This is a genomic window from Azospirillum brasilense (assembly GCF_008365405.1).
In the GTDB taxonomy this organism is placed as follows: Bacteria; Pseudomonadota; Alphaproteobacteria; order Azospirillales; family Azospirillaceae; genus Azospirillum; species Azospirillum brasilense_D.
This window is the reverse complement of the sequence record NZ_QOKV01000006.1, coordinates 121,940-147,692: the sequence shown is the minus strand read 5'-3', so window position 1 is coordinate 147,692 and position 25,753 is coordinate 121,940. Positions and strand designations below refer to the sequence as shown.

The following is a 25,753-nucleotide window of genomic DNA, read 5'->3' as shown; positions in this document are numbered from 1 at the left end:
CTTGCCAAAAGGGGAACCCGACGACCATGGGACGCATGAGCAAGACCGACACCGTTGCCGAAACCGAGAAGACCGTCAGCACGGCCGCTCCGAAGATCGCGGGTTCCCAGACCGCCACCGTGGGCCCCGCCGCCCCGGACCCCATGCATTTGTGGAACCGGCTGAAGCGGACGGACCCGAAGGCGACCAAGCCCTTCACCCGCTCCGGCGGCTTCCGCGGCACGCAGATCGACCCGACCTGGCGGCTGATGATGATGACCGAGGTGTTCGGTCCGGTCGGCAAGGGTTGGGGCTATGAGCAGATGGATTGGACCATCGCCGAACGCATGATCTTCATCTGCGCTCGCGTCTGGTACCTCGACCCGGAAACGGGCGAGAAATGCTGGACCGGCCCGCAGTGGGGCGGCACGGAGATGGTCCGCCGCCGCAACGGCATCGAGGCGCCCGATGACGAGTGCTTCAAAATGTCGATGACCGACGCGGTGGGCAAATGCCTCGTCCAACTCGGTCTCGCCGCCGACGTGCATATGGGCCAGTTCGACGACAGCAAGTACCGGGAGGAGGCCGAGGCCTTCTATGCCGCCAAGTCCAACCCGGACCTTCAGCCGACCGCCATCGCCGCCTTCGAGGAGGAGATCCGCAAGCGGCTCGGCGCCTGCCTGGACCTGGACGACCTGGAGGAGCTGTGGCGCACCGGCGCCGGCACCCGCCTGCGTGAGATCGGCACGGTGGACCGCACGGCCCAGCACCGCATCACCAGCCTGTTCGCCCAGAAGAAGGCGGAAATCCTCGAGCAAGACGACGACGAGGGCGGCGATCTGGAGGCCGCCTGAGCCACGCTACTCTGCGGCGTGGAAGGGAGAAGCCCTGAATGACACCCGCAACAAGCACTACCACCGAACGCTCCCCCAGCGGTCTGTTCCGCATGAGCGCCTGGGAAGGCGAGATGGAGCGCAGCCACCCCCAGCTTCCGCGCTGGTATTGGAACGAGGCGGAACGCCGCAAGCACTATGCCCGCTGGGTCGAGGCGGAGGCGGAATCGCTGGCCATGCGGCTGGCCGGGCTGCTCCGCCCCGATACCCCGGCGGACGCGGCCGGCCCGGCCCGCCTGCTGGTGGAATCGCTGGCCCACGACGCCGAATGGGCGCGCAGCCTGGAAGACCGGCTGCTCCGCCACGCCGCGTGATCGAAAGGCCGCCTGATGTTTAGAAGGAAGCACGCGCCATGACCATCGAAGAGGTCCAGTCCCGGCTGCGCGCGGCCCACGCCCGGATCGGGCATGAGGGACGCTTTGCCCTGACACTCACCCTGAACGGGACCGAGGACGGCTACATCACCCACTGGTTCCGCCCCGACCCGCATGCCTTCGAGGACTGCCGGGCCGTCGGTTCCGGTTCGATCGCCGAGTGCCTCGCCGCCCTCGACCGCTATGTGGAGACCTACCGGCGTCAGCCGACGACCGAAGAGGTCGGGCGGACGATCGGTCTCCCTGACATGCCCCCGCGCACCCACCACGGCGCGAGCTTTCTGATGGCCGCGGAGTGAGCGGGCGGGGCGCCGCGACCATTTTGTCGGCTGACGATCCCGTTCACCACTCATAAACTGCGGTTTCCCCGAACAGCGGAGCCGCAGCCATGGATGGGTCCGTTCTTGCCCTTTTGAGCATCCTCGGCGCCTTGGCCATCGGCGCCATCAGTCCCGGTCCCAGCTTCGTCCTGGTGGCGCGCACCTCCATCGCCGTGTCGCGCCGTGCCGGGCTCGCCTCCGCCCTCGGCATGGGCTTGGGCGGCGTCGCCTTTGCCACCTTGGCCCTCCTCGGTCTGAACGCCCTGCTGATCCAGGTCGGGTGGCTCTATCTGATTCTGAAGGTCGCTGGCGGCCTTTATCTCGTTCATCTGGCGGTGCGAATCTGGCGGGGGGCGGCGGAGCCGATACGCGTTCCGGATGGGCCCGCCAATTCCCACGGCACCTTGCGCTCCTTCGGGATCGGTTTGGCGACGCAGATCAGCAACCCGAAGACCGCCGTCGTCTACGCCAGCATCTTCGCCGCCCTTCTGCCGGTATCCCCGCCGGCCTGGATTCTGCTGGCCCTGCCGCCCGCCGTGTTCCTGGTCGAGACGGGCTGGTACGCCATCGTCGCCGTGGCTTTCTCCGCCGGCCGCCCCCGCGCCGCCTATCTGCGGTCCAAGGCGTGGATCGACCGGCTGGCGGCCTCGGTCATCGGTGCGCTGGGCATTCGGTTGGTGATGGACGCGGCCAAGCCGTCTTGACGTCCGCAGTCCCGCTCAGGCGGTGCCCAGTTCCAGCCGATTCTTGCCCAGACGCTTGGCGCGGTACATGGCCTGATCGGCACAGCGCAGCAGAACACCGGCATCGGCGCCGTCCGATGGAAAGAAGGCCATGCCCACGCTGGCCGACACCGACAGGTCAAGGCCGGGCAGGGGCCGGTCGATGGAGTCGATGACTTTTTCCGCCACGGCCCGGGCGTCCTCGACGGAGATGTCCCCCTCCAGAAGGACGGCGAATTCGTCGCCGCCGATGCGGGCGGTGGTGTCGCTGTTGCGCAGCGCGCCGGACAGGCGTTGGGCGGTGGTCACCAGCACCTCGTCGCCCTTGTGGTGCCCGTGGGTGTCGTTGACCTCCTTGAAGCCGTCGAGGTCGAGGAAAAGCAGGGCGAAGCTCTTGTCCTCCCGCTTGGCGCGGGTGATGGCGTGTTCCAGCCGGTCTTCGAAGCGGATGCGATTGCACAGCCCGGTCAGCGCGTCATGCCCGGCGAGGTAGCGCAGCCGTTCCTCCAGATGGTGCTGTGCGGTGGTGTTGCGGGCGATTCCCTCGATGCCGATGCGACGCCCGGCGGGGTCGCGGCGAATGTAGGCGTTGGCGGAAATCCAGAAGGTGGTGCCGTCCTGTCGCCGCATCGGCATGCGGTGGTCGCGGACTTCGCCGTCCGATTCCTCCAGCGCCGCAAGGAACTTGGCGCGCCCGTCCTCCTCCACGTAATGGTCGGCGATGCGGGTGCCGATCACCGCCTCGGGTGTCAGCCCGAATTCCCGCGCGAACTGCGGGGAGGCCATGCTGATCCGCCCATCGAGATCCGTGCGGAAAAAGGCATCCGGCAACTTCTCGATGACCGAGCGGAGATCGGCCTCCGACTGCGCCAGCCGGTCCAGCGTGGAACGCAAGGCGTCCTCCGAGCGGGTTCGGCGCTGGAACTCCTGGCGCAGGAAGCCCCACAAGACCAGCGCAGTGAACAGGACGAAGGCGGTGCCCTTGACGTTCTGGATCAGCACCACCTCGCCCAGACCGGCGGCGTCCAAAAAGCGGTCGGACCCCACCACCCAGGCGGTGGCGAGGCCCGTGTACAGGCCGACGATTCGGGTTGCCGAAGAGAGCATGGGCGCCTATGCGGTTGGCGTCGGTGCACACTAGCCTTTGGCGCGCGAACCGTCCATGGGGAGAGTGCCGGCGTGTGGCGGGACGCTCCCCATGTGTGAGGAGCCTACCGCTTCTTGCCGGCCTGCGCCCGTGCGAAGGCTTCGGCGAAAGCGTTGTTGATGGGCTCGGGGGCCTTCACCGGTTTGGGGGCCGGCTTCGGAGCCGAGCCGCTCTTGCCGGGCGGCGGGCCGCGGCGGTCGTCCCGTCGCTTGTCATCGCCACGCTGCCCCTCTCCCCGCTGCCCCTCTCCCCGGCCTTGCCCCTTCTCCGGGCGCGGGGCGGCGTCGGTCAGGCGCATGGTCAGGCCGATGCGCTTGCGCGGGATGTCCACCTCCATCACCTTGACCTTCACGATGTCACCGGCCTTCACGACGGTGTGCGGGTCCTTGACGAAGCTGGTGGACAGCTGCGAGATGTGGACCAGACCGTCCTGGTGCACGCCGATGTCCACGAAGGCGCCGAAGGCGGTGACGTTGGTCACCACCCCTTCCAGAACCATGCCGGGCTGGAGGTCCTTCAACTCCTCGACCCCCTCCTGGAAGGTGGCGGTCTTGAATTCGGGGCGGGGGTCGCGGCCCGGCTTCTCAAGTTCCTTAAGGATGTCCTCGACGGTCGGCACGCCGAACCGCTCGTCGGTGAAATCCTCGGCGTTCAGCCCGCGCAGGAATCGGGCGTCGCCGATGACGCTGCCGAGATCCTTGCCGGTCTTCTTCAGGATGCGCTCGACCAACGGGTAGGCTTCGGGGTGGACGGCGGAGGTATCCAGCGGGTTGTCGCCCTCGCGGATGCGCAGGAAGCCGGCGGCCTGCTCGAACGTCTTCGGGCCGAGGCGCGCCACGTCGAGCAGCTGCTTGCGCGAGCGGAAAGCGCCGTTGCGGTCGCGGTGCTCCACGATGTTGCGGGCGATCGTCTCGTTCAGGCCGGACACGCGGGTGAGCAGGGGGACGGACGCCATGTTCAGGTCCACGCCGACCGCGTTCACGCAATCCTCAACCACCGCGTCCAGCGAGCGGGCGAGTTTGCCGCCGGACACGTCGTGCTGGTACTGGCCGACGCCGATGGACTTCGGCTCGATCTTCACCAGCTCGGCCAGCGGATCCTGAAGGCGGCGGGCGATGGAGACGGCGCCGCGCAGGCTGACGTCCAGCTTCGGGAACTCCGCCGCCGCGGTCTCGGAGGCCGAATAGACCGACGCGCCGGCCTCGCTGACCACCAGCTTGGTGAGCTTCAGCTCCGGATGGCGCTTAAACAGGTCGGCGACCAGCTTGTCCGTCTCGCGGCTCGCCGTGCCGTTGCCGATCGAAATCAGCTCCGCCTTGTGGCGCACCGCCAGGGCGGCGATGGCGGCGATCGAGCCGTCCCAATCGTTCCTCGGCTGGTGCGGATAGACGGTGGCGGTGTCGACCAGCTTGCCCGTGGCGTCGACCACGGCGACCTTCACGCCGGTGCGGATGCCGGGGTCGAGGCCGATGGTGGTGCGCGGGCCGGCCGGGGCGGCCAGCAGCAGGTCGTGCAGGTTGCGGGCGAAGACGCGGATGGCCTCGTCCTCCGCGCGCTCGCGCAGGTCGCCCATCAGGTCGGTCTCGACGTGCGGGCCGATCTTCAGCTTCCAGGTCCAGCGCACCACGTCGGACAGCCACTTGTCGGCCGGGCGGCCCTGGTCGCGGATGCCGGTGTGGACGGCGATGGTGCGCTCCGCCGGGTGGGGTTGGCCCTCCTCGACCGGCAGGTCAAGCCGGATGTCCAACACGCCCTGCGTCCGGCCGCGGAACAGCGCCAGCGCGCGGTGCGAGGGCACCTTCGCCCAGGGTTCGTCGAATTCGAAATAGTCGGAGAATTTGGCGCCCTCCGCCCGCTTCTCCTCGATCACCTTGGAGGTCACCACGCCCTTGTCGGCCATCGACGCGCGCAGCTTGCCGACCAGTTCGGCGTCCTCGCCAAAGCGCTCCACCAGGATGTGTCGGGCGCCGTCCAGCGCCGCCTTGACATCGGCCACCCCCTTGTCGGCGCTGACGAAGCCGGCGGCCTCGGCGTCCGGCTGGCGGGACGGGTCGGCGAGCAGCCGGTCGGCCAGCGGCTCCAGCCCGGCCTCGCGGGCGATCTGCGCCTTGGTGCGGCGCTTCGGCTTGTAAGGCAGGTAGAGGTCTTCCAGGCGCGTCTTGGTGTCGGCCTGACGGATCTGCAGCTCCAGCTCCGGCGTCAGCTTGTCCTGCTCGCGGACGGAGGACAGGATCGCCTCGCGCCGGTCCTCAAGCTCGCGCAGGTAGGACAGCCGTTCCTCCAGCGTACGCAGCTGCGTGTCGTCGAGCCCGCCCGTGGCCTCCTTGCGGTAACGGGCGATGAAGGGAACGGTCGATCCCTCGTCGAGCAGCTTGACGGCCGAGGCGACCTGGGATTCGCGGACCGAAAGCTCGTCGGCGATGCGTTGGCTGATGGACGTGGACGGCATGGAGGACCGGTGACTGGTGAAAGGGAAGGGGGCCTCCTATAGCGCGAAGCGGGCCTGCCCGGCCAGTGCCGATCTGGGAGAGGGCAGGGAGACCGGTCCGGAGTGGACGCGCGAATTCGCAGCCCGGCCCTTGCGAAAAAGTATAGTCAAAGAAAAACCCAGCGCCCTTTACGCGCCGTTAACCTTAACGGACGCATATCTTCCCCTGCAACTTGGTTGCGTTTCCTCCCGAACAGACTTCGGCGGCTCCCCATTTGGTGAGCCGCCTTTTTTCTGTGCGCGTGGCGCCCAAAGCACGCGCATCCGCGAGATGAACACGACAGAGTTTTTCCCCTTGCGTTCGTCGGGAGAAACATCCTTACTGATTGTGGGTCTAATCCAAGTGGATTCGCAACCTTGGGACTGGTCGTTTCGGCAATCGCCTTGCTGTTCGCTGTGGCCGTCGCCGGGGCCGCGGCGAAGCGGCTGCCGCAAGCGCCCACGGTCGTCTATGGCGGAACGGCGGGGGCCTGCGCGCTGATCGCGCTGTGGGCGGCGGTCGGGCTGGCCGGAGGCGGGCCGGATGCAACGATGATTTTGCCGATCGGGCTGCCCTGGATTCAGGCCCATCTGCGCACCGACGCGCTGTCCGCCGTTTTCCTGATCGTCGTCAATCTGGGCGGCATCACCGCCAGCCTGTTCGGCTGGGGGTACGAACGGGCGCATCACGACAGCCATGCCGGATCGCAGGATGGCCCGGTCCTGCCGCTCTACCCGCTGTTCCTGGCGGGCATGAACATGGTGCTGATCGCCGCCGACGCCTTCACCTTCCTGCTGTCCTGGGAGTTCATGTCGCTGGCCTCTTGGCTGCTGGTTCTGTCCACCCACCGGGAGCCGGACACGCCCAAGGCCGCGCGCCTCTACCTCCTCATGGCGAGCTTCGGCACGGCCTGCCTGCTGCTGGCCTTCGGGGTGCTGGCGACGGCGCACGGCGACTACAGCTTCGCCGCCATCCGCGCCCACGCGCCGGAGGCGGGAGCCGCGGCGCTGGTCGTGGTGCTGATCCTGCTGGGGGCCGGGTCGAAGGCCGGGCTGGTGCCGCTGCATGTCTGGCTGCCGCTGGCCCATCCGGCCGCACCCAGCCACGTGTCGGCCCTGATGTCCGGCGTGATGACCAAGGTCGCCGTCTACGCGATGATCCGCGTGCTGTTCGACCTGCTGGGCGAGCCGGAGTGGTGGTGGGGCGGCGTGACCATGGGATTCGGCGCGCTGACCGCCGTGATGGGCGTGCTCTACGCGCTGATGCAGGACGACGTGAAGCGGCTGCTCGCCTATTCGACGGTGGAGAACATCGGGGCCATCGTCATCGCGCTGGGGCTGGCGCTGGTCTTCAAGGCCGCCCACACGCCGGTGATCGCGGCGCTCGCCCTGGCGGCGGCGCTGCTGCATGTGGTCAACCATTCCCTGTTCAAGAGCCTGCTGTTCTTCGCGGCGGGCGCCATGCTGACCGCCACGGGATCGCGCGACCTGAACCGGCTGGGCGGGCTGATCCACCGGATGCCGACCACCGCGGTCCTCGCTCTGATCGGCGCCGCGGCGATCTCGGCCCTGCCGCCGCTGAACGGCTTCGTCGGGGAATGGCTGCTGTTCCAGGCCATCCTGAACGCCCCGGCCCTGTCGGAATGGTCGCTGAAGATCGAGATCGCCGTGGTCGGTGCCGCTCTGGCCCTCGCCACCGCGCTCGCCGGCGCCTGCTTCGTGAGGCTCTACGGCATCGCCTTCTTGGGCCGCCCGCGGTCGCGCGCCGCCGCGGAAGCGGTGGAGGTCGGGCGGGCGATGCGGCTGGGCATGGCGGTTCCGGCGGTGCTCTGCGTCGTTCTCGGCGTCCTGCCGACTCCGCTGATCCGCCTGTTCGAGCCGGCGCTGCGCCTGCTGGTCGAGGCCGGGCCGTTCGATGGCCGCGCCTACCAGCCCTGGTTCTGGCTGGCCCCGACCTCGGCCATCGGCAACTCCTACAACGGCCTGATCATGCTGGTGGTGATCGCGCTGCTGTCGGTCGTGCTGGTGCTGGGCATTCACCGCAAAGCGAGCGACCGGGTGCGTTGGTCGATCCCCTGGGGCTGCGGCTTCGACGGGCCGGACCCGGCGGCGGTCACCCAATACACGGCCTCCAGCTTCGGGCAACCGATCCGCCGCGCCTTCGGCAGCACGGTGTTCCGCGCCCGCGACCATGTGGACATGCCGGCACCGGGCGACACGCGCCCCGCCCGCCTGTCGGTGACCTGGACCGACCCGGCCTGGCTCGTGGTGGTGGAGCCGCTGTCCCGCGCGGTGACTTGGTTGGCCGACCGGGCCAACCGGTTGCAGTTCATGACCATTCGCCGCTACCTGACCCTGATGTTCCTGGCGCTGGTCGTGCTGCTGGTGATGGTGGCGGTGACGCAACGATGACGCTGCTGCTTGCCACCCTCTATCAGATCCTGCAGATGCTGCTGGTGCTGGCCCTGGCGCCGCTGCTGACCGGCTGGGTGCGGCTGGTGAAGGCGCGGCTGGTCGGGCGGCGGGGGCCGTCCGTGCTCCAGCCCTACCGCGACCTGCTGCGGCTGCTGCGCAAGGAGGTGGTGCTGGCCCGCAACGCCTCCTGGCTGTTCCGCTCCGTGCCCTACATGATGTTCACGGCGATCTGGCTGGCCGCCGGGCTGGTTCCGGTCTTCACCACGCAACTGGCGCTCGCCCCGACAGCGGACCTGATCGCGCTGATCGCTCTGCTCGGCTCCGCGCGATTCTTCCTGGCGCTCGCCGGAATGGACACGGGGACGAGTTTCGGCGGCATCGGCTCGTCGCGCGAGATGATGATTGCGGCGCTTGCGGAGCCGGCGATGCTGATGATCGTCTTCTCGGTGGCGATCCTGGTCCGCAGCACCTCGCTCGCCGAGATCGCTGATTTCATGATGTCCGGCGCGGTCGGGCTGCGCATCTCCCTGGCGCTCGCGCTGATCGCGCTGGTCATGGTGGCGATTGCCGAGAACGCGCGCATTCCCATCGATAATCCGGCCACGCACCTGGAGTTGACCATGGTGCACGAAGCCATGGTGCTGGAATATTCCGGACGTCACCTCGCTCTGGTCGAAGCGGCGAGCATGCTCAAGCTGCTGCTCTACATGGCGCTGATCGCCTGCGTCTTCGCGCCCTGGGGCATGGCGACCGCCGGATCAGGCGTCATGGCGGCGTTGGGGGGCGTGTTGATCTTCGTGACGAAGCTCGCCTTCGGCGGGGTTCTGCTGGCGCTGTTCGAGACCTCCATCGCCAAGATGCGCGTCTTCCGGGTCGGCGAGTTCCTCGGCGGCGCCCTGCTGCTGAGCCTGCTCGGCGCTATCTTCCTCTACGTGTCGCGGGGGGTGTGAGATGAGCGACCTGGCTTATGACGCCGCGCACATGCTGGGGGCGGTCGTCCTGCTGATGAGCTTCGCTCTGCTCTATCAGCGGCGACTGTTCTCCCTGCTCAACGTCTTCACCATGCAGGCGCTCGCCCTGACCGCGACGGCAGCGTGGCAGGCCTATTCCCACGGGGAGCCGCACCTCTACATCACCGCCCTGCTGACGCTGGTCCTCAAGGCCATTCTGATCCCGGTGGCGCTGCACCGCATCATCGTGAAGATGAAGATCCACCGCAGCATCGAGCCGGCGCTGGGCATCGGGCTGACCATGGTGGCGGGCGTGTCGCTGGTCACCCTGTCGATCCTGCTGGTTCTGCCGGTGACCGCCGACGCCACCGCCCTGACCCGCGAGAATCTGGCGCTGTCGCTGTCGGTCGTCCTGCTCGGCCTGCTGATGATGATCTCCCGGCGCAACGCGGTCAGCCAGGTGGTCGGCTTCATGTCGATCGAGAACGGGCTGATCCTGGCGGCGGTCGGTGTGGCCGGCATGCCTCTGGTGGTCGAGATGTCGGTGGCCTTCTCCGTCATGGTCGCCTTCATCATCTTCGGGATCTTCCTGTTCCACATCCGCGAGCGGTTCGACACGCTCGACATGCAGAAGATCGAGAGCTTCCGGGGGGAAAGCGATTGAGCGCCGTCGCCGTCATCGTCGCCACCCCGCTGATCGGCGCCGCCGTCCTTGCCCTGGTTCCCGGCCACCGGCTGGGGGCGCGGCTGAACATCGGGTTCTCCGCCGTCACGCTGCTGGTGTCCCTGGTCCTGTTCGGGCTGGAGCCGTCGAGCGGCGCGCTGTTCGTGGTGGACGCCTTCAACATCTACCTGATCGCGCTCACCGCCTTCGTCGGACTGACCACCAGTGTCTTTTCCGCCGGCTACATCGCGCACGAGATCGCGGTGGGGAAGCTGGACGAGCGCAAGCTGCGCTTCTACCACGCCATGTACCAGGCCTTCATGTTCACCATGCTGCTGGCCCTGTCGGCCAACAACCTGGGCGTCATGTGGGTGGCGGTGGAGGGAGCGACGCTGACCACCGTCCTGATGGTCAGCCTGTACCGCACCGCGGCCAGCATCGAGGCGGCGTGGAAGTACTTCATCCTGTGCGGCGTCGGCATCGCGCTCGCCCTGTTCGGCACCATCCTGATGTACATGGCCGCCCAGCCGGTGATGGGGCCGGGCATGGCGGCGATGACCTGGACGGAGCTGATGGGCCACGTCGCCAAGATCAGCCCGGCGATCCTCAATCTCGCCTTCGTCTTCCTGCTGATCGGCTACGGCACCAAGGTCGGGCTGGCGCCGCTGCACGCCTGGCTTCCGGACGCCCACGCGGAGGGGCCGACGCCGATCTCCGCGGTGCTGTCGGGGCTGCTGCTGAACGTGGCGCTCTACGCCGTGCTGCGCTTCAAGATGCTGCTGGCGGCGAACGGGCAGGCCATCGCGCCGGGGCCGCTGATGATCGCCATGGGGCTGGCCTCGCTGCTGCTGGCCGGGCTGATGCTCTACCGGCGGCGCGACGTGAAGCGTTTCTTCGCCTACAGCTCCATCGAGCATATGGGCATCATCACATTCGCCTTCGGCATGGGCGGGCCGCTCGCCAACTTCGCCGGGCTGCTGCACATGGCGATGCACAGCCTCACCAAGTCGGCCATCTTCTACGCGGTCGGCCACGCGGTGCAGGTGACGGGCACGCAGCGGATCGAGCGGATTTCCGGCCTGACGGTCAGCCATCCGGCGCTCGGCTGGGGCCTGCTGGCCGGGGTCGTGGCCATCGCCGGTCTGCCGCCCTTCGGCGTCTTCATGAGCGAATTCCTGCTGGTCACCAGCACCTTCGCGCGGGAGCCGCTGCTGGCCCTGCCGCTGGTGCTCGGCATCTTGGTCGCCTTCGGGGCGCTGGTGCTGCGGGTCCAGCAATTGTGCTTCGGCGCGCCCGGCACCGTGGACGGCAGCGACGTTCCAGTGGCGACGGTGCCGCTGGAGGGAACGCTGGTTCCGCTCTACGCGCATCTGGCGCTGGTTCTGGTGGCGGGGGTCTGGCTGCCGGGACCGCTGGTCGCGTGGTTCCAGACCGTCGCGGCGTTGCTGGGGTAGGGGGCTGCATGTACGGGGAAGAACCGCTGTTCGGCCTGTTGAACCGCATCGGCACGCCGGTCGAGGGCCACCGGCCCTGGCCGCGCTACCGGCTGGGTCGCGACGGCTGGCTGCGCCTGATCGAGGAACTGGCGGGCAACGCCTGGAGCCTGCTCGGCCTGTGGGGGGAGCCGAGGGCGGTCCACGCCGCCTTCCGCGAGGATTTCTCCGGCGACGTCGCGGTGGTCAGCCTCGACTGCCCGCAAGGCCGTTTCCCGAGCCTGAGCGCCGTGCGTCCCGCCGCCAACCGGCTGGAGCGCGCCGCCCACGACCTCTATGGCCTGACGGCGGAGCGCACGACCGATCCGCGCCCCTGGCTGGACCACGACGCCTGGGGCGTGCGCCGTCCCCTGTCCGAACAGCCGGCGGCAGCGGCGCCCAACCCCGGCCCCTACACCTTCCTGCCGGTGGAGGGCGAGGGGTTGCACCAGATTCCGGTCGGCCCCGTCCATGCCGGCATCATCGAGCCCGGCCATTTCCGCTTCACCGCCAATGGTGAGACCGTCGTTCGGCTGGAGGAGCGGCTCGGCTACGTCCACCGCGGGGTGGAGGGGCTGATGCAGGGCAGGCCGGTGGCGGAGGCGGCGAAACTGGCCGCCCGCATCTCCGGCGACGCGACGGTGGCGCACAGCCTCGCCTTCGCCCGCGCGGTGGAGGCGGCGCTCGGCGTCGAGGTGCCGGCGCGGGCGGTGTGGCTTCGCGCCCTGATGGCGGAGCTGGAGCGGATCGCCAACCATCTGGGCGACATCGGGGCCATCTGCAACGACGCCGCCTTCGCCTTCATGCTGGCCCAGACCAGCCAGTTGCGGGAGCGCGTGCTGCGCACCGCGGACGCCTGCTTCGGGCACCGGCTGATGATGGACCGGGTGATCCCCGGCGGCGTCGCCACCGATTTGCCGGAGCGCGGCGCGGGCCTGCTGCAGGAGCTGGTGGCGGAGCTGCGCAAACGCTTCCCGCCGCTGGTCGCCATCTATGACGGTAAAGCGTCCTTGCAGGACCGCACGGTCACGACGGGGATCGTGCCTGCGGAACTGGTCACACGCTTCGGTGCCGGCGGCCATGTCGGGCGGGCCTCAGGCCGCGACCAGGACGCCCGCCGCAGCCCCGGCTATGCGCCCTATGACGAGTTGAGTTTCGAGGTGCCGGTGCTGACCGAGGGCGACGTGAACGCCCGCGTCTGGGTCCGCATCCGCGAGGTGGAGCAGTCCCTGTCCCTGATCGAGCAGATCGTAGCCCGCCTGCCGGCGATCTCGCGCGGCCTCGACCATCCGTCGGTCCCGCTGGCCGGCCGGGGCGGGGAGGGCATGGCCCTGGTCGAATCCTTCCGTGGCGAGATTCTGACCTGGGTGCGGCTGGACGGGGAGGGCGTCGTCACCCGATGCCACCCGCGCGACCCGTCCTGGTTCCAGTGGCCGTTGCTGGAGGCGGCCATCGGCGGCAACATCGTCGCCGACTTCCCGCTGTGCAACAAGTCGTTCAACTGTTCCTACGCCGGACACGACCTGTAAGGAGGCTGCCGATGCTGAAGCACATCCTGACCTCCCTGACCGGCGGCCCGGTCACCGAAGCCGCCCCGGCCCCCGCCGATCCGGCTTTGGCGGAACTGGCCGGGAAACTGGACAAGGCCGCCAAGGCCCGGCTGGGCCGCAGCCTGTCGATCCGCGAGGTCGACGCGGGGTCCTGCAATGGCTGCGAGCTGGAAATCCACGCGCTGAACAACCCGATCTACGATCTGGAGCGCTTCGGCATCCGCTTCGTCGCCTCGCCGCGCCACGCCGACGTCCTGCTGGTCACCGGCCCGGTCGCCCGCAACATGCGCGAGGCGCTGGTCCGCACCTGGGACGCCACCCCCGGCCCGAAATGGCTGGTGGCCTGCGGCGACTGCGCCGTCAGCGGCGGGCTGTTCGCCGGCGGCTACGCCTGCGTCGGTCCGGTGGAGGAGGTGCTTCCGGTGGACCTGCGCATTCCCGGCTGCCCGCCGCGGCCGACCGATCTGCTGGCCGGCCTGCTGGCCTTGCTGGAGACCAGCGCGGCGCGCTGAAGACGGGTCAGGCTTCCCCGCGTTCTTCGCGCTTGGCCTGCTGCCAGAAGGCTTCCATCTCGTCCAGGGTCGCATCCTTGGGCGTGCGGCCTTGTTCGGACAGCAGCGCCTCGATGCGGTGGAAGCGCCGTTCGAACTTGGCGTTGGTGCCGCGCAGCGCCGATTCCGGCTCGACCTTCAGGCGGCGGGCAAGGTTGACCAGAGCGAAGAGAAGATCGCCCAGCTCGTCGGCCACCCGGTCCGGGGCCGAGCCGCTGTCCATCTCATGCCGCAACTCGCGAACCTCCTCCTCGATCTTGTCGAGGATGTCCCGCGCGTCGGTCCAGTCGAAGCCGACACGGGCGGCGCGGTTCTGCAGCTTGAGGGCCCGGGTGAGGGCAGGGAGGCCGGCGATCACGCCTTCCAGGGCGGACGGGGCGCGGCCCTCATCGGCGGCCTTGGCGGCGCGCTCGGCGGCCTTGTGGTCCTCCCAGCGCGAGGTCTGCATGTCGGCGCCCTTGACCTCCTCGGCGCCGAAGACGTGGGGGTGGCGGCGGATCATCTTGTCGGCGATGACGCCGGCGACCTCGTCGAAATCGAACCGATTCTCCTCGCGGGCCATCTGGCTGTAGTAGACCACCTGGAAGAGCAGGTCGCCCAACTCCTCGCGCAACGCCGGCATGTCGCCTTTCTCGATGGCGTCGGCCACCTCGTAGGCTTCCTCGATCGTGTGCGGCGCGATGGTGGCGTAGGTCTGCTCCAGATCCCACGGGCATCCGCCGTTGGGGTCGCGCAGGCGGGCCATGACGTCGATCAAGCGGTCGATGTTGCGGGCCATGGGAGAGTCTTCTTCGGCAGCGGGATGGGACGGGAAGGCGACCTTAGCCGACCCATGGCAGTGAGAAAAGAAGACAGACCTCGCCCGTCGGCAGAAATCATATAAGTGAGATTATGGAAAACATACTCGGAGGAGTAAGGAGAGGCGGCTGGTCACCCTCCGTTCCTCGCTGCCTCAGCCGCCGCGAAACCCCTTCAGGCTTTCTGCGGGCGGCTGTGGTGGAAAATCCGCGTCACGGGCGGCCTGGATCAGCGATTCCACGAAGGACCGGTAAGGATCGCCGGAGGTCTTGGGAGCCTCCGCCGGTTCGATCGGCCCGTCATAGCCGGTGTCGCTCGGAATGAGCGCTCCATACTCCGAGCTTTCCAGCGTCGGCGACAGAAAAATCGAATGGGTCGTCGTGTCCGGCTCGCCGACATGACGTTGGGAAGGCTTCAGCGAGAAATTCCCGTCGGCGTCCGGCATCGACAGGATCATCACGCCATGCTCCACTGCCTCCTTGTCCCGCGCGTTCTGCCGCGCATCGTTGTCGAAGGCGCTTCGTGGATAGACGCTCTCGATGCTCAAGGGATCATGGATATTGGCCGTCTGCATGGATCACCCGCCGTTGTTGCGTTGGTCCAACACACATTGGCGATTGCAGGTTCCGAAGGACCGCGGGCCATTTCACTCTATGGAATGCGCGTGCGTTGCGGGCCGCGCCTTCCGGCGCTGCGGCGGCGCCACGCTGAGCACCGGCTCGGCGTCGATTGCGCGAACCTCCTCATGCTCCAAAGCAACATCCGCGGTATCGGCGTCTGTGGAGCATAGCGCCGAACCGGCGGCCAAAGCCGTCCCGCCTGCGGGCTGACAATCGGCGATCCGCTCCGCGCAGGCCGTGGGCGCCAGCAAAGACGCCACCAACAGCACGCGCTTCAGGGCAATGGCCTTCATGTTCGGGCGCTCCGCAAGCCTCACGGCGGCCGTTTCCGGCATCCTGGCACTATAAGGCCGCCGTGCTCGCGGAGTTCCCGCCGAATCCGGTCCCCGCCGGAGGACGTGTGCGGTAGTCCGGTGCGCCCTCGCCTTAGCCGAACAGATGCCGGTGCATTGCCTCCCAACTCGCGCGGTCGGGGGTCAGCATCACCCCACCGTCGAGTGCGGTCGGACGATAGGGCGAGCCGTCGAACAGCGCGCTGTAGCCGCCGGCCTCCGCGTGGAGCAGGACGCCCGCCGCGTGATCCCAGGGCATCAGACGGTGGTACATCGAGAAATGCGCCCGGCCGTCGAGCAGGCGCAGATACTCCTGCGCGGCGCTGGACAGGCAGACGCGAGGGCCGAGGGAGCGTCCGCGCTCGTCGAGTTGGCGTCCCAGATCCTCCGCGCAGAAGCGCGTCGACAGGGCTCCGGTCATCTCGGCCAAGGGGACCGCCGGGGCGACCGTGACGCGCTTGCCGTTCAGATAAGCGCCCTGCCCTTTCACCGCCGTGGCGATGCGCCCGTCGCACGGGTCGTAGATCCAGCCAGCCACCGTCTCGCCGCGGCAGGCCAAGGCAATGATCACGGCAAAGAGCGGGCGCCCGTTCGCAAAGTTCAGGGTGCCGTCGATCGGGTCGATGATCCAGACCGGCGCGTCGCCATGGATGCGGTCGAGCAGCGACTTGTCCTCGGAAACGGCCTCTTCCCCAACCACGGTGCTGCCGGGAAGCAGGTCCAGCAGGCGCGGCGTCAGGGCGCGTTCGCCCGCCTCGTCGGCCAGGGTCACCAGATCAGCCGGCCCGGTCTTCTCGCGGATGCCGGCGTTCGCCAGATCGCGGAAATAGGGAAGAATCTCGCTCTCCGCGACCTCGCGGATGATCGCGGAGACGCGGTCGACGTCAGGAATCGGAAAATTCGTCACGGTTTCGGTGCCGCTTTGTTGGATCGGGGGTCGAGTCTCAGAACCGTTCCGCCATCCTTCGGCGGTTCCGGCAGCATGACTTTGCCGTCCAAACCACTGTCTTTCAACGCTTTGACCAGCGCATCATAGGTGGCCTGATCGGCAGTCGGATTCGGGGCCGGCGGCGTGCCGGTCAGCGGGCCGGGTTCCGGCGGCTTGCGCGGCGCGTTCGGATCGGGCGGAGGCTGCGGCACGTCGCGCGCTTCCCGCGTCTCCTCCTTGGGCGGCGGCGGGGGCGGACGCCACAGGCGGAAACAGTCGGTGAAGGTGGCTTCCTTGCAGGCTTTCAGAAGTTCCTTCGGGTCCGGCGCCACGACCAGCGGGCTGAACGGGGCGGGAGGAAACTCCGCGGGCTCAGGCGGCAGGGGATCTTCCGGCGCGACCGGCGGCTCCTCCACGAATCCCGGTGGCAACACCCGCTCGGCGGCGGCGGCGGTGCCCGCGAAGGCCAGAAACGCCAGGGACAGGAGAGCGATCGGGACGCGCAAGGGAATCCGAAAAAGAAAAGAAGCGGGCCGAGCACCCATTATGGCGCCCTGCCCGCTGCATAGCCACGGACAAATCCTTGTCCCGGCACCCTCGCCTCCGTCAGGAGCGCGGCAGGCTGTCGCTCGGGGTGGCGTGCAGCGCCCAGGCGGCCAGTTCGGACCGCAGGGCGGCAATCTTGCTGCTTTCCGTCGGGTTGGTTTCCTTGCGCCAGGCGTCACTGATGATTTCCAGAAGACGGGCGCGACCGGCGTTGTCGCGCGACAGTTCCTGGATGCGCAGCACCGCGGCACCGGGCGACAACTGCTCCTGCCGGGCGACCAGGGTCACCTGATCGGCCAGGAAGGCGGTGATCGAAAAGTGTGTTGGATCGGTCTGCAAACGCATAGGCGGGCCTCCTCCCGGGGATAACCCATCGGCTCCCCGGCTCAAATATCGGGGGCGCGTTGGGAAAAGGCTACACCTCGGACGTCGTAGGACGGGGCTGAAATCGGGCGCGTCATGTCGTCGCACGTGCACGAACGAATTATGACGCGCCCGATCCCTGTATGGCGAAAGATCAGCCGTGCACGAACCGTTTCTCGAAACGGGCCAGATCCGCCGGGTCGATGGCCACCTGGATGTGGGCCTGGGCCTCGTCGTCCCGCCGTTCCAGCACCTCACCTTTTTCATAGAGCCACGCGAGCGCGGCCCCATCCCCCAGTTCGACAGACAGGTCCACCACATGGCGGTGGGCGTTCATCCGCTGGTCGAGCAACCGGTCCAGATCGGCGATCCCCGCCCCCGACAGGGCGGACACCGCGACGGCACGGGGGTTGCGGGCGGTCTGGGCCAGGATCGCCTCGCGGGACTCCTCGTCCAGCGCGTCGATCTTGTTCAGCACCTCGATCACGCGGTCGTCAGCCTCCGGGTCGATGCCCATGTCGCTCATGACCTCGTGCACGTCGGCCTTCTGGGCCTCGCTGTCCTGGTGGGACACGTCGCGGACATGCAGGATGATGTCGGCGGCGTCGACCTCCTCCAGCGTGGCGCGGAAGGCGGCGACCAGGCCGTGCGGCAGGTCGGAGATGAAACCCACCGTGTCCGACAGGATCACCTTGCGCCCGGACGGCAGGGTCACCTGACGCATCGTCGGGTCCAGCGTGGCGAACAGCAGGTCTTTGGCGAAGACGTCGGCGTTGGCCAGCCGGTTGAACAGCGTCGACTTGCCGGCGTTGGTGTAGCCGACCAGCGCCACCACCGGGTACGGCACCTTGGCGCGCGCCTTGCGGTGCAGGCCACGGGTGCGGCGGACCTCCTCCAGTTCCTTCTTGATCTTGACGATGCGGTCGCCGATCAGCCGGCGGTCCATCTCAAGCTGGGATTCGCCGGGACCGCCGAGGAAGCCGAAGCCGCCGCGCTGGCGTTCCAGGTGGGTCCAGGAGCGGACGAGGCGCGATTTCTGGTAGGTCAGGGCGGCCAGCTCGACCTGGAGCATGCCTTCGCGCGTGCGGGCGCGGGCACCGAAGATCTCCAGGATCAGACCGGTGCGGTCGATGACCTTGACCTTGAGGGCCTTTTCCAGATTGCGCTGCTGCACCGGCGACAGCGCGTGGTCGAGGATGACGAGGGATGCCTCCGTCTCCTCCACGATCTGGGCGAAATGCTCCACCGTCCCCGACCCGAGAAGGATCGAAGGCTGCGGGCGGTTGACCCGCGCGCATTCGGCGTGCACGACCTCCAGATCGATGGCGCGGGCAAGGCCCACCGCCTCGTCCAGGCAGGATTCGGGATGGCGCAGGACCCCGTCCGCCTCATTGCGGAGAACGGGGTGGACCACGATGGCGCGGCCGGAGGCATCAGGCGTCCGGCCGTTGCCATTGGTCGAAAGATCAGACGTTTTCACCTTCCTTGGGCGGCTCAAAAAGTTGGATCGGATGCGCGGGCATCACGGTGGAGATGGCGTGCTTGTAGACGAGCTGCGAATGCGCGTCGCGCCGCAGCAGTACCGAGAAGTTGTCGAACCAGGTGATGATTCCCTGAAGTTTAACACCGTTCACGAGGAACACGGTTACGGGAGTCTTGTTCTTGCGGACGTGGTTGAGGAACACGTCCTGCACATTTTGGCTTTTTTCAGACATTTTATGTCGCCCCCTTCTTCAGTGTTTTTTGGGGCTCCTTGTTAGAAGCCCGCCCCCTGCAGCGATAAGGTATGGTTGGTCGCAACCGTCTCGACTACTGGTCATCCGATATGGTGTCACCACCGCCGCCCACCAACCCGCACAATGCATGGCACGTGTCGTACCGATGGGCCGGAGGAAAGCGGGTGAAGCCGCTGCCCTCGCCCGCCCCTATTAGCACCGGGACCATTCCTGCGCCATGGGCACATTCCATGTCGATGTCGGCGTCCCCCACGAACCAGACGTCCGGGCCCGGCGGAATGTTCGCCGGTTCCAGCGCCATCAGCACCGGTGCGCCGTGCGGCTTGTCGAATTCGGCGTCCTGGGCGCCGACCAGACGGCCGAAATAGCCGGTCCAGCCCAGCGCGTCGGCCTCCGCCCGCAGGAAGCGGCCGGTCTTGTTCGACACCACCGCCTGATAGATTCCGCGTTCGGCGAAGCCGCGCAGCAGGGATTCGGCACCCGGCAAGGGCCGGAGATGCTCCAGGTGATGCGCCTCGAAATAGGCGTAGAACAGGTCGCGCGCGTCGGTCCAGCGTTCCCCGAAGATGCGGGGGAAGCTGTCGCGCAGCGACTGCTTGATGCGCTCACGTGCCTCTTCCTCCGTCCAGGCCGGATGGCCGAAGGTGAGCAGCGCATGGTTCAGCGCGGCGCGCACGGTGCCCCAATTATCGACCAGTGTGTTGTCCCAGTCGTAGAGGACGGCGCGCGGCAGGACCGGCAGACGGTCGATGACGGCGGTGGCGTCGCTCATGACGGCACACCGGCGGCCACATAATCCAAATAGGCCTGACGCAGCGTCTGGGTGACCGGCCCCGGCCTGCCCTCGCCCACCGGCTTCCCGTCGATGCGGGTCACCGGCAGCGCGAAGGTGCCGGCGGAGGACACGAAGGCCTCGCGGGCGGCGAGCGCCTCCTCCACGGTGAAGCTGCGCTCCTCCACCGGGATGCCCCGCTCGCCGGCCAGCCGCAGGAGCGACAGGCGGGTGATGCCGTTCAGGATCTTCTGCGAGGGGGCGCGGGTCACCAGCACACCGTCCTGCGTGACGATCCAGGCGTTGGAGGAGGACCCTTCCGTCACGGTACCGTCCGGGTCGATCAGCCACGCCTCGTAGGCGCCCGATTCGGCGGCCTGCTGCTTGGCCAGCACGGGCGCGAGGAGGCCGACCGTCTTGATGTCGCGCCGGCCCCAACGGATGTCGGGCACCGTCACCACGGCCACACCCTGTTCGAGTTGCTCCGGCTTGGCGAAGGCGGTGACCCGCTTGACGGTCATCACCAGGGTCGCGGGGATGTCCGCCGGGAACTTGAAGTCGCGCGGCGCGACGCCGCGGGTAACCTGGATGTACAGCGAGCCGTTGCGGACGCCGTTCCGCCGCACCAATTCGCGGGCGATCATCGTGACGACGCGGGGCGCCGCCGGCCAATCCATGCGCAGTTCCGACAGGCTGCGGCCCAGACGTTCCATATGGCCGTCCAGGTCCGCGAAGCGCCCGTCGAGGAGGGTGACCACCTCATAGACGCCATCGGCGAACTGGAAGCCGCGGTCTTCCACATGGACCGCGGCCTGCCGGTGCGGCAGGTAACGGCCATTGACGTATGCCCATCGAGCCATGGAGATTCTTTTTGTTGGTAAAATAAACGATACGGGAGGCGCTTAGAAAAATTCAAGCCGGACGGCGAACATCTTCTCCACCTTTTTCACCTGACCGGCGGTGGCGAGGATGATGACGCGGTCCTTCGGGCGGATCACCGTGGCCGGGCGCGGGATGATGACCTCGTCGCCGCGCACGATCGCGCCGACGATGACTCCGGAGGGCAGCTTCACCTCCCGCAGCGGCGTGTTCACCACCGCGGAGGTCTCCAGCGCCTCCGCCTCGATCACTTCGGCGAAGCCGTCGCGCAGGCTGTGCACCGCGCGGATACGGCCGCGCCGGACGTGCTGGAGAATGTTCGATACGGTGATGGCGCGCGGGCTGACCACCGCGTCGATTCCCAGCGGCGACACCAGCGAGGTGTAGGACGCCTTGTTGATCAGCGTGATGGCGCGCTTCGCCCCATGCCGCTTGGCGAGCAGCGAGGACAGGATGTTGCCCTCGTCGTCGTTGGTCACGGCGACCACCGTTTCGGTGGCCCGGACGTTGGCCTCCTCCAGGATCTCCGGGTCCAGCCCGTCGCCATGCAGCACCATGGTGCGCGACAGGCGCTGCGCCACATACTGGGCGCGGCTGCGGTTCATCTCGATGATGCGGGCGCTGACCTGGGGGTACTTGGCCTCCAGTTCCTCCGCCAGGCACAGCCCGATGTTGCCGCCGCCCAGGATGATGATACGGCGGGCCTCCACCTCCTCGTGGCCGAAGGCGGCCATGGCGCGGTTCAGGTGGCGGTTGTCGCAGGCGAAATAGACCTCGTCGCCAGGCAGCATCTGGTCGTCGCCGCCGGGGATGAAGGACCGGTCGTTGCGGATGATCGCCACCACCTCCAGCCCGAGATCGGGGAACAGGCCGGTCAACTGGCGCAGCGGCGTGTGCAGCACCGGACAGGTCTCCGTGCACAGCACGCCGACGACGCGGACCTTGCCGTCCGCCAGCGGGATCATGTCGAAGGCGCCCGGCACCTGGAGCCGGCGGGCGATGGCGCGCGCCACCGCGATCTCCGGCGAGATGATGACGTCGATCGGCATGTGATCGCGGCTGAACAGGTCCGCCCAGATCGGCTTCAGATAGCTCTGGTTGCGGACGCGGGCGATTTTGGTCGGCACCTTGAACAGGGCGTGCGCGACCTCGCAGGCGACCATGTTGATCTCGTCGATCTGGGTGACCGCGATGATCATGTCGGTCTCGCCCGCCCCCGCCGCCTCCAGAACGTCGGGGTGCGAGGCGTGGCCGACCATCGCCTGCACGTCGAGCGTGTCGCTGATCCGCTGGATGAGCTCCGGCGAATGGTCGATCACCGTGACGTTGTTGCCCTCGGACGCCAAATAGCGCGCGATGTTCGAGCCGACCTGCCCGGCTCCGCATACGATGACCTTCACGGCCTTTGCACCCTTCCCTGCCCTGCCGGCGTCGCCGACGCGCTCATTCCACGAACAGCTTGCCCTTCTCGCTGCCGTGCACGCCGAGCGATTTCAGCTTGCGGTGCAGGGCGGAGCGCTCCATCCCCACGAATGAGGCGGTGCGGGAGATGTTGCCGCCGAAGCGCGTCACCTGGGCCAGCAAATACTCGCGCTCGAACACCTCGCGCGCCTCGCGGAGCGGCAGGCCCATGATCTCGCCACCCTTGTCCCATTTCAGGACCGTGGGGGTGATGGCGCCGATCTCCGGCGGAAGCTGGTCGGCGCGGATCGGCTCCTTGGGGTCGCCCTGCGCCATGATGAGCAGCCAATCCACGACGTTGCGCAGCTGCCGCACGTTGCCCGGCCAGTCGTAGGCCTGAAGCGCGGCCATGGCGTCTTCGCCGAAGTCGCGGGCCGGCAGGCCGGCGGCTTCGGCGGAGCGTTGCATGAAATGGCGGGCCAGCAGCGGGATGTCCTCGCGCCGCTCGGCCAGCGAGGGCACGCGGATCGGCACGACGGCGAGGCGGTAGAACAGGTCCTGGCGGAAGCGGCCCTGGTCGATCTCCGCCTGGAGGTCGCGGTTGGAGGTCGCGACGACTCGCACGTCCACCTCGACCCGCTGGCCGCCGCCGACCCGCTCGAACACCTGCTCCTGCAGGGCGCGGACGATCTTGCCCTGGGTTTCCAACGGCATGTCCGCGACCTCGTCGAGCAGCAGCGTGCCGCCGTGCGCCTGCTCGAAAGTGCCGATCTTGCGCCCGCCGCCGTCCACCCCGGCTTCCGTTCCAAACAGCTCCATCTCCAGCCGGTCGGGACGCATGGTGGCGCAGTTCAGCCCGACGAAGGGACCGCCGGCCCGGCGCGACCGCGCGTGGATCAACCGGGCCACCACCTCCTTGCCAGAGCCGGCGGGGCCGGTCACGAGGACGCGGCTGCCGGTAGGCGACACCTTCTCGATGCTCTGGCGGACGTGGTTGACGGCGGTGGACCGGCCGATCAGTTCCACCTCGCCGCCGGCCCGCAGCTTCAGCTCCTCGTTCTCGCGCTTCAGCCGGGCCGCCTCGATGGCACGATCCACCATCAGCAGCAGCCGGTCGGCCTTGAAGGGCTTCTCGATGAAGTCGTAGGCGCCGATCTTGATCGCCGAAACGGCGGTCTCGATGTTGCCGTGGCCGGAGATCATGATGATCGGCAGATTCCGGTGATCGCGCATGAGCTGTTCGAGAATCTGAAGCCCGTCGAGCCGGCTGCCTTGGAGCCAGATGTCCAAAACCACGAGGCTCGGTCGGCGAGCGGAAACCTGGGCGAACGCCTGGTCGGCGTCGGCGGCCTCGCGCGTCTTCATGCCTTCGTCGTTCAGGATGCCGGCGATCAGCATCCGGATGTCCGCTTCGTCATCGACGATCAGAATGTCATGCGCCATGGGCTGCGTGCCTCTTCTCTTCACCGGTCTCCGCCGGCGTGCCAACGCCGCCGGAGGCGTCGCCCGCGGCCGTGCCGGAGCTGGTGGACGTGTTGGGGATGACCAGACCGACGCGCGCCCCGCCGCCTTCGCGGTCCTCCAGGGTCAGCACGCCGCCGTGGTCCTCCATGATCTTCTTGACGATTGCCAGCCCCAGTCCCGTGCCTTTGGCGCGCGTCGTCACGTAGGGCTCGGTCAGCCGGTCGCGCTCCTCGGTCGGCAGACCCTTGCCATTGTCCTCGACGATCACGGCGATGCGCTCGGCATCGGCCTCGACCCGGATGGACACGTGGCCGGGCGGCAGTTCCATACCCTCGGCAGGCGGCGGGCGCCCTTCGATGGCGTCCGCGGCGTTCTGCAGCAGGTTGGTCAGCGCCTGGCTGATCTGCCGGCTGTCGCAGGGCACGGTCAGCGGCCCCTGGGGAAGCCCCATGTCGAACTTGATCTTCCCGGCGTGCGCGCTGGATTGCAGGAACACCGCCTGCCGGACGAGGTCGTTGAGATTGCAGGGCTTCATCACCGGCTGCGGCATGCGCGCGAAGGCCGAGAACTCGTCCACCATGCGCCGGATGTCATCCACCTGACGGACGATCGTGTCCGTGCACATGGTGAAGACTTCGGTGTCGCTGGTGATCTCCTTCAGGTACTTGCGGCGCAGCCGTTCGGCGGAGAGCTGGATCGGCGTCAGCGGGTTCTTGATCTCGTGGGCGATGCGGCGGGCGACATCGGCCCAGGCGGCCTTGCGCTGGGCGGAGACCAGTTCGGTGATGTCGTCGAAGGTGACGACATAGCCGCGGATTTCCCCGCTGCCCCGCCCTTCGGTGGAGATGCGGACGAGCAGGGTCAGCGGCGTCGTGCCGGGACGGCGGATCTGGATCTGGTCCTGCACCACCCGGCCGGGTCGGCCCGGAGCGTGGTCCAGAAGCTCCCCCATCTCCGGCGACAGTTCGGCCAGCTTCATCCCGATCAGGCTTTCCGCGTCCTCGACGCCGAGAAGGCGCGCGGCCGAGAAGTTGGGCAGGGTGATGCGCCCTTCGGCGTTCAACCCGATGACGCCTGCCGACACGCCGCCCAGCACCGTTTCCGTAAAGCGGCGGCGCTCGTCGATCAGGCGGTTGGCCGAGAGAAGCTCGTGCCGCTGGCTTTCGATCTCCGTCGTCATGCGGTTGAAGGCGCGCGACAGCAGGCCAAGCTCGTCCTCGGCAGGCGGCTCGGTCACCCGCACGGTCAGATCGCCGGCGCGCACCCGCTCCGCGGCACCGATCAGGGCGCTGATCGGCCGCGCCAGCCGCGTCGCGAAGATCAGCCCCGCCCATACCGCCGCCAGCAGCAACAGCAGGGCGACCACGAGGAAGATCAGGGTGAAGGTGATCTGCAGGCTGCCGCGCTGGCTTTCCAGCGCTCCGAATTCCCGCACCGCCCCTTCCGCAGAGGCCATGTGGGAGAGCACGCGCGGCTCGACCATGCGGCCGACATAGAGATAGGTGTCGGCGAAGCGGTCGAGCCGGACCAGGGCGCGCACGCGGTCGTCGTTCTCGCTGACGATCATCGCCACCTCGCCGCGGCGGGCAGTGGCGAGCTTGTCATCGGGGATCGGGTCGAACTCGAGCGCAAAGGTGTAGCCGGAGCGCGCGACGATGGCGCCGGTCGTCCCGTTGAAGACGATGGCCTCCGACAGGGCGCGCAGCATCGCCTGGGTGGCGACCACCTGCTCGAACCGCTCCGGGTCGCTGGCGAGACGCGCCGCCTCCTGGTTCAGGTCGTTCGCCATGGCGAGCGCGTCGGCGCGGATGTTCTGCTGGTGCTCGTGGAGATAGGCGCTGGCGACCGCCAGCGATTCGTTCACCGCCGTGCGCACCCGCTCGCTGAACCAGGACTGCACGCCGACATAGAAGAAGACCGTGGAGAAGATGGCCATGATGATGGCCGGGGCGACGGCGAGAAGACTGAACACCGCGACCAGACGCACATGCATCTGCGACCCGGCCAGACCGCGGCGCCGTCCGATCCACAGATAGACGATGCGCCGCGCGATCAGCACGCCGAGAAGAAGCAGGAGCGCCAGATCGAGGGTCAGCAGCCACGTGACGGTGCGCGGGTTGGTTTCCCCGAAGGGCGCGCTCTCCGTCAGCGCCGTGTAGGTCGCGAAGCCCGCCACCAGAGCGGCCAACGACAGCGCAAAGGCAAGCCGCTTCGCCAACCCGACCCGGGTTGCCCAGCGAAGGAACTGTTGCCAAAGCGGCGTGGCGGTTTCAGGAGGTGTGGGCGACATCAATCCGGCAACCAGTCTGTTGCCAGAATGATACACGAGCTGTTGCCGTCCTGCCAAGCGGCAACCCCTCTGCCTTTCGCACAGTCCCTAAGGAGCATTGCGAATGGCAGAGGCACCGGA

Annotated in this window: 25 protein-coding genes; 10 read left to right on the top strand and 15 right to left on the bottom strand. The window is 68.0% G+C overall.

Annotated features, from left to right (window positions below; all coding sequences use genetic code 11):
• The first annotated feature begins 35 nt into the window (after positions 1–35).
• The 4 genes from DS837_RS12350 (at position 36) to DS837_RS12335 (ending at position 2,270) form a co-directional block, all read left to right on the top strand.
• Positions 36–833 carry a hypothetical protein gene (locus DS837_RS12350; RefSeq protein WP_247889897.1) on the top strand — a complete coding sequence of 266 codons (798 nt, stop codon included), beginning with the start codon at positions 36–38 and terminating at the stop codon, positions 831–833.
• 38 nt (positions 834–871) lie between these two features.
• Complete coding sequence (locus DS837_RS12345; RefSeq protein ID WP_247889896.1) at positions 872–1,186, top strand: hypothetical protein; 315 nt, start codon at positions 872–874, stop codon at positions 1,184–1,186.
• Positions 1,187–1,224: 38 nt separating this feature from the next.
• The gene (locus tag DS837_RS12340) at positions 1,225–1,545 is read left to right on the top strand and encodes a hypothetical protein (protein WP_149165023.1); all 321 of its coding nucleotides are present in this window, start codon (positions 1,225–1,227) and stop codon (positions 1,543–1,545) included.
• A gap of 89 nt (positions 1,546–1,634) precedes the next feature.
• Positions 1,635–2,270, top strand: a complete 636-nt coding sequence (locus DS837_RS12335) for a LysE family translocator (protein ID WP_149165022.1) — start codon at positions 1,635–1,637, stop codon at positions 2,268–2,270.
• 15 nt (positions 2,271–2,285) lie between these two features.
• Here the strand turns inward: DS837_RS12335 and DS837_RS12330 are convergent, their stop codons facing one another.
• A complete protein-coding gene (locus tag DS837_RS12330) occupies positions 2,286–3,395 on the bottom strand; it encodes a diguanylate cyclase domain-containing protein (RefSeq protein WP_149165021.1) in 1,110 nt (369 codons plus the stop codon).
• 104 nt (positions 3,396–3,499) lie between these two features.
• Positions 3,500–5,884, bottom strand: a complete 2,385-nt coding sequence (locus tag DS837_RS12325; RefSeq protein WP_149165020.1) for a Tex family protein — start codon at positions 5,882–5,884, stop codon at positions 3,500–3,502.
• 396 nt (positions 5,885–6,280) lie between these two features.
• On the opposite strand from DS837_RS12325, the gene hyfB reads away from it, so the two are divergent.
• The 6 genes from hyfB to DS837_RS12290 are packed head-to-tail and all read left to right on the top strand — an operon-like array spanning position 6,281 to position 13,465.
• Positions 6,281–8,314 carry a hydrogenase 4 subunit B gene (gene hyfB, locus DS837_RS12315; RefSeq protein ID WP_149165018.1) on the top strand — a complete coding sequence of 678 codons (2,034 nt, stop codon included), beginning with the start codon at positions 6,281–6,283 and terminating at the stop codon, positions 8,312–8,314.
• Positions 8,311–9,267 (top strand): respiratory chain complex I subunit 1 family protein, encoded by a 957-nt coding sequence (locus DS837_RS12310; protein WP_211102198.1) that lies wholly within the window; start codon positions 8,311–8,313, stop codon positions 9,265–9,267. The genes hyfB and DS837_RS12310 overlap by 4 nt, the downstream gene beginning before the upstream one ends.
• Position 9,268: 1 nt before the next feature.
• Complete coding sequence (locus DS837_RS12305) at positions 9,269–9,931, top strand: hydrogenase-4 component E (RefSeq protein ID WP_149165017.1); 663 nt, start codon at positions 9,269–9,271, stop codon at positions 9,929–9,931.
• Positions 9,928–11,385 (top strand): hydrogenase 4 subunit F, encoded by a 1,458-nt coding sequence (locus DS837_RS12300; protein ID WP_149165016.1) that lies wholly within the window; start codon positions 9,928–9,930, stop codon positions 11,383–11,385. The genes DS837_RS12305 and DS837_RS12300 overlap by 4 nt, the downstream gene beginning before the upstream one ends.
• An 8-nt stretch (positions 11,386–11,393) precedes the next feature.
• Entirely contained in the window at positions 11,394–12,932 is a 1,539-nt protein-coding gene (locus DS837_RS12295) for a hydrogenase large subunit (RefSeq protein ID WP_149165015.1), read from the top strand.
• 11 nt (positions 12,933–12,943) lie between these two features.
• Positions 12,944–13,465 (top strand): NADH-quinone oxidoreductase subunit B family protein, encoded by a 522-nt coding sequence (locus DS837_RS12290; RefSeq protein ID WP_035676043.1) that lies wholly within the window; start codon positions 12,944–12,946, stop codon positions 13,463–13,465.
• A 7-nt stretch (positions 13,466–13,472) separates the two neighbouring features.
• On the opposite strand, the gene mazG is transcribed toward DS837_RS12290, so the two are convergent.
• From mazG to DS837_RS12225, 13 genes are all read right to left on the bottom strand, one after another.
• The gene (gene mazG, locus DS837_RS12285) at positions 13,473–14,282 is read right to left on the bottom strand and encodes a nucleoside triphosphate pyrophosphohydrolase (RefSeq protein WP_149165014.1); all 810 of its coding nucleotides are present in this window, start codon (positions 14,280–14,282) and stop codon (positions 13,473–13,475) included.
• 174 nt (positions 14,283–14,456) lie between these two features.
• A complete protein-coding gene (locus DS837_RS12280; RefSeq protein ID WP_149165013.1) occupies positions 14,457–14,876 on the bottom strand; it encodes a hypothetical protein in 420 nt (139 codons plus the stop codon).
• 72 nt (positions 14,877–14,948) lie between these two features.
• Positions 14,949–15,215: a hypothetical protein gene (locus tag DS837_RS12275; RefSeq protein ID WP_247889895.1), complete on the bottom strand. Its 267-nt coding sequence runs from the start codon at positions 15,213–15,215 to the stop codon at positions 14,949–14,951.
• 133 nt (positions 15,216–15,348) lie between these two features.
• Positions 15,349–16,161 carry an inositol monophosphatase family protein gene (locus tag DS837_RS12270; RefSeq protein WP_149165011.1) on the bottom strand — a complete coding sequence of 271 codons (813 nt, stop codon included), beginning with the start codon at positions 16,159–16,161 and terminating at the stop codon, positions 15,349–15,351.
• Positions 16,158–16,688, bottom strand: a complete 531-nt coding sequence (locus DS837_RS12265; protein ID WP_247889894.1) for a hypothetical protein — start codon at positions 16,686–16,688, stop codon at positions 16,158–16,160. The genes DS837_RS12270 and DS837_RS12265 overlap by 4 nt, the downstream gene beginning before the upstream one ends.
• A gap of 100 nt (positions 16,689–16,788) precedes the next feature.
• Positions 16,789–17,073 (bottom strand): hypothetical protein, encoded by a 285-nt coding sequence (locus DS837_RS12260; RefSeq protein ID WP_035675976.1) that lies wholly within the window; start codon positions 17,071–17,073, stop codon positions 16,789–16,791.
• Positions 17,074–17,245: 172 nt separating this feature from the next.
• Positions 17,246–18,505: a GTPase HflX gene (gene hflX / locus DS837_RS12255; protein ID WP_149165112.1), complete on the bottom strand. Its 1,260-nt coding sequence runs from the start codon at positions 18,503–18,505 to the stop codon at positions 17,246–17,248.
• Between the two features lie 52 nt (positions 18,506–18,557).
• Positions 18,558–18,806, bottom strand: coding sequence for an RNA chaperone Hfq (hfq, locus tag DS837_RS12250; protein WP_035675971.1), 249 nt, complete (start codon positions 18,804–18,806; stop codon positions 18,558–18,560).
• 94 nt (positions 18,807–18,900) lie between these two features.
• Positions 18,901–19,599 carry an HAD family hydrolase gene (locus DS837_RS12245; RefSeq protein ID WP_149165009.1) on the bottom strand — a complete coding sequence of 233 codons (699 nt, stop codon included), beginning with the start codon at positions 19,597–19,599 and terminating at the stop codon, positions 18,901–18,903.
• On the bottom strand, positions 19,596–20,459 hold the full coding sequence (locus DS837_RS12240; protein WP_149165008.1) for a D-amino-acid transaminase: 864 nt from the start codon (positions 20,457–20,459) through the stop codon (positions 19,596–19,598). Before DS837_RS12240 ends, DS837_RS12245 begins: the two co-directional genes overlap by 4 nt.
• A 42-nt stretch (positions 20,460–20,501) precedes the next feature.
• Positions 20,502–21,878: a Trk system potassium transporter TrkA gene (gene trkA, locus DS837_RS12235; protein WP_149165007.1), complete on the bottom strand. Its 1,377-nt coding sequence runs from the start codon at positions 21,876–21,878 to the stop codon at positions 20,502–20,504.
• A gap of 43 nt (positions 21,879–21,921) precedes the next feature.
• Positions 21,922–23,322: a nitrogen assimilation response regulator NtrX gene (ntrX, locus tag DS837_RS12230; protein WP_149165006.1), complete on the bottom strand. Its 1,401-nt coding sequence runs from the start codon at positions 23,320–23,322 to the stop codon at positions 21,922–21,924.
• Complete coding sequence (locus DS837_RS12225; protein ID WP_149165005.1) at positions 23,312–25,633, bottom strand: sensor histidine kinase NtrY-like; 2,322 nt, start codon at positions 25,631–25,633, stop codon at positions 23,312–23,314. The genes ntrX and DS837_RS12225 overlap by 11 nt, the downstream gene beginning before the upstream one ends.
• Positions 25,634–25,753: the final 120 nt, after the last annotated feature.